At 48.2% G+C, this 3,294-nt stretch carries 5 protein-coding genes; all 5 read left to right on the top strand.

Translation table 11 applies throughout. The features are described from left to right. Positions 1-129: 129 nt before the first annotated feature. The gene (locus ECTPHS_RS14675; protein WP_141565371.1) at positions 130-378 is read left to right on the top strand and encodes a hypothetical protein; all 249 of its coding nucleotides are present in this window, start codon (positions 130-132) and stop codon (positions 376-378) included. Between the two features lie 92 nt (positions 379-470). After that, on the top strand, positions 471-1,334 hold the full coding sequence (locus ECTPHS_RS13530; RefSeq protein ID WP_008933325.1) for a restriction endonuclease: 864 nt from the start codon (positions 471-473) through the stop codon (positions 1,332-1,334). A 91-nt stretch (positions 1,335-1,425) separates the two neighbouring features. Then, positions 1,426-1,800: a hypothetical protein gene (locus ECTPHS_RS14440; RefSeq protein ID WP_083838890.1), complete on the top strand. Its 375-nt coding sequence runs from the start codon at positions 1,426-1,428 to the stop codon at positions 1,798-1,800. Between the two features lie 98 nt (positions 1,801-1,898). Further along, positions 1,899-2,336 (top strand): hypothetical protein, encoded by a 438-nt coding sequence (locus tag ECTPHS_RS15445; RefSeq protein ID WP_371200121.1) that lies wholly within the window; start codon positions 1,899-1,901, stop codon positions 2,334-2,336. A 101-nt stretch (positions 2,337-2,437) separates the two neighbouring features. Then, positions 2,438-3,294 (top strand): 5'-nucleotidase (locus ECTPHS_RS14435; RefSeq protein WP_008933323.1); only part of this gene is annotated, 857 nt, incomplete at its 3' end.

Below are 3,294 nucleotides of genomic sequence, written 5' to 3'. Positions count from 1 at the left end.
CCGGGTTAATAAAGCGGGTACGGTGAATGGATTGACAAGCAACCCCCAAGTTTGCGTGAATCAGGTCCGTGGCGTGCATCGGTTTTTTCGTGGCTCTTTTTCGGCTTAGTCACCTTAAGAATCACGATCTTGCCGGTGCATGTCCACCCCACCTTCCATTATCCCACTGTTTTAAAAGGAAATTTGCCTGCGAAAACGTGGGGATACTCCAGCATTAGCGTTCATGCTTCGCCAGAAGTTCGCAAGCTTTACTACGATCATATGGAAAGCAAAGATCGCGACGAGACAAGGCTCAAGCACCTGCTTTTAGAGATGACCGTGGCCGCTAATAAACACATCGCGAGCATAGAACATGAGATTGATCAGTTGCTCAAGTAGCGCGCCTAACACTGCATTCGAGAGGGACGCGCTAAAGCGCGCCCCTCAATTTGAACGTTAGGCCAATAAAAGGAACACAAATGTCAGATTCGATGCCAACATTCGACGCCCTGATGAATCCTTTGCTCGAAGCATTGTTCGAGCTCGGAGGATCAGGGTCCATTGATGAGATTTACGAGAAACTCATCGAAATGCAGAACATCGACGACGACTTGGCCTCAGTTCCTCACAATCCCGAAAAGAGCAACCTTACAGAGATCGGGTACAGGATGGCTTGGGCTCGTACATATCTGAAAAAATACGGCTTTCTGGAGAACTCAACTCGTGGTGTTTGGGCTTTGACGCCGCTCGCTCGTGAGAAGCGAAAAGTAAACCCGAAAGACGTCGTAAAAAAGGTTCGGGAAGCCGATAAAGAGGCGTCCCGAAAGAAACTACGGAAGACCAATCGAGAAGATGCAATTGAGCTGACGGACGAAGGTGGAGTGGATAGTGATTCCTGGCAAGAAGACCTTTACCACCTGCTCACTAAGGAGATTGCTCCGGACGCTTTTGAACGTCTTACTCAGCGTTTGCTCAGAGAATCAGGATTTGTCCAAGTCGAGGTGACAGGCAGGACCGGCGATGGCGGTATCGATGGTAAGGGGATCGCCAGAATCCACGGGTTCATGAGTTTCCACGTAATTTTCCAGTGCAAAAAGTACCAAGGATCAGTCTCAGCGGGAGCGATTCGAGACTTTAGAGGCGCAATGGTGGGCCGGGCCGATAAGGGCCTTTTCATTACTACTGGAACATTCACTCCCGCGGCAATCAAAGAGGCAACTCGTGACGGCGCGCCACCGATCGACTTGGTTGATGGGGAGCACCTCGCCGAAAAACTCAAGGAGTTTGGCCTCGGCGTAAAAACCGAAATGATAGAAAAGGTCACGGTGGACAAGCAATGGTTTCGGAACCTTTGAGCGCCCCATGGCCTAACAATGCATTCAACTCGGACGCCGGCAAAGCCGGCGCCGGTTAATGCAAACGTTATGCACAAAAACGGAGATTTAGATGTCGAAATATTGGTTAGTAGGCGCAGCATGGGGTGGAGTTGATCACCAAGATCAGAAATTTATTGAGCAGGGAATTTGGATGCTTGGCTGGACTGAAGGACAACAGCCTGCCCAATATCAAAAAGCCTCGGAAATCCAAACTGGTGACCGAATTGCGATAAAGAGAATGAAGGGCCAAGGCCAAACTGGCATTCGCATACTCCATTTAGGAATCATTAAGGGCGTCATACTCGAAACGAATAAGGTAATTTGTACAGTAGATTGGGTGGCTACAGATCTCAATCGAAACATCGAAGAAAGTCGTGGCTGCTTCAAGTCGATTCACGGACCGTTCGAGCATGATTCATGGGTAGAAAAAGTATTCTGCCTATAATGGTAGTGGAGCATAACAAGTCGCTCAAGTTCGTTCCGCGCTTCGCACTCCACCGGACGCGGCAAAGCCGCGCCGCTTAGCTTATACGTTAGCGCAAAATGGAGCGACTCATGTCAGACTGCTGTGCCAAGCCGGATGCAAGCGATTCATATCCAAAGAAGCATGCATGCCCATCAAATGGAAAAGAATATGGTCTGGTTTCTCCGATCACTATAAAGCACCATATCAAGTCACCGTGGTTGTGGAAGGAGAAAAATCAGGGGTATTACTTCTGCTCGGACCCGGATTGCGATGTAGTCTATTTTGGACAAGATGATTCGATTTTAACAAAGCAGTCAATCCGAACTTTCATTGGTGTAAAAGAGGATTCCGACGCGGCGCCAGTTTGTTACTGCTTCGGTGTTACCAAATCTGAAGCAAAGAACGATCCAAGAATCCGTGAGTTTGTGGTGGAGGAAACCCGGCAGCGTGGATGTGCATGTGAGTATAGAAACCCATCAGGGAAATGCTGCTTGGCAAATTTCCCGAAGTCATGAGTGGCGCTAACAAGCGCGTCGAGTCGGACTCGCTACGTCGGCGCTTCGCGCCGCCTCCGCTCGCCGCTCACGCGCAACGTTCGATCTAATAAGGCAGAAACATGCCATACCCGATAGAAAGAAAACTAGTAATTGCGGTTTCATCAAGCGCACTGTTTGATTTGAGCGAGTCGGATCGAGTTTTCCGAGAATCTGGCCCGAAAGCGTACAAAGAGTTCCAGGAGAAACACTTGGATACTATTCTAGATATGGGTGTGGCGTTTCCATTTATCAGGCGCTTTCTGGGGATCAACAAAAAGTTTGAAAAGGAGCAGCCTGTTGAGGTCGTTTTGTTGTCAAGAAACTCGGCTGCAACAGGAAGGCGGGTCTTTCGTTCTATCGAACATTACGGCCTTGATATATCAAGGGCAGCTTTCATGGAAGGTAAGTCTCCCTACGGTTACATACCTGCCTTTAATGCTTCACTCTTCCTATCAGCGAACGAGGAAGATGTCATAACTGCAATTGACTATGGTTACCCAGCTGGTACTGTTCTGCCGACCAAGGTTGTTGATGACTTGACAGATGGTGAACTGAGAATTGCCTTTGACTTTGATGGTGTCATAGCAGATGACGAATCTGAAACGGTCTTTCGAGATGGTGAGTTGGAGGCCTTTCACCAGCACGAAGTAGAAAAGTCGCATATACCACACAATCCTGGGCCACTGGCTGATTTATTCAGAAAGCTGTCTTTTATGCAGAAACTAGAAGATAGAGCGGAAGAAAAGGATAGGAATTATAATCGTATTCTAAGAACGGCAATTGTAACAGCCAGGAATGCTCCAGCTCATGAGCGTGTTATAACGACGCTTGAAAATTGGGGTGTAAGCTCAAACGAAACATTCTTTCTCGGCGGGATGAAGAAAGAGCGAATTCTTACTGTTCTCAAGCCTCATATGTTCTTTGACGATCAGAGGCT

This window comes from Ectothiorhodospira sp. PHS-1 (assembly GCF_000225005.1).
GTDB lineage: Bacteria > Pseudomonadota > Gammaproteobacteria > Ectothiorhodospirales > Ectothiorhodospiraceae > Ectothiorhodospira.
Note: the sequence above shows the minus strand (reverse complement) of the source record. Positions and strands in the feature narration are given on the sequence as shown.

Bases quoted from the DNA above. Each gene is read 5' to 3' on its own strand.
- ECTPHS_RS14440 (WP_083838890.1), top strand. From the start codon at position 1,426: ATGTCGAAATATTGGTTAGTAGGCGCAGCATGGGGTGGAGTTGATCAC.
- ECTPHS_RS15445 (WP_371200121.1), top strand. From the start codon at position 1,899: ATGGAGCGACTCATGTCAGACTGCTGTGCCAAGCCGGATGCAAGCGAT.
- ECTPHS_RS13530 (WP_008933325.1), top strand. From the start codon at position 471: ATGCCAACATTCGACGCCCTGATGAATCCTTTGCTCGAAGCATTGTTC.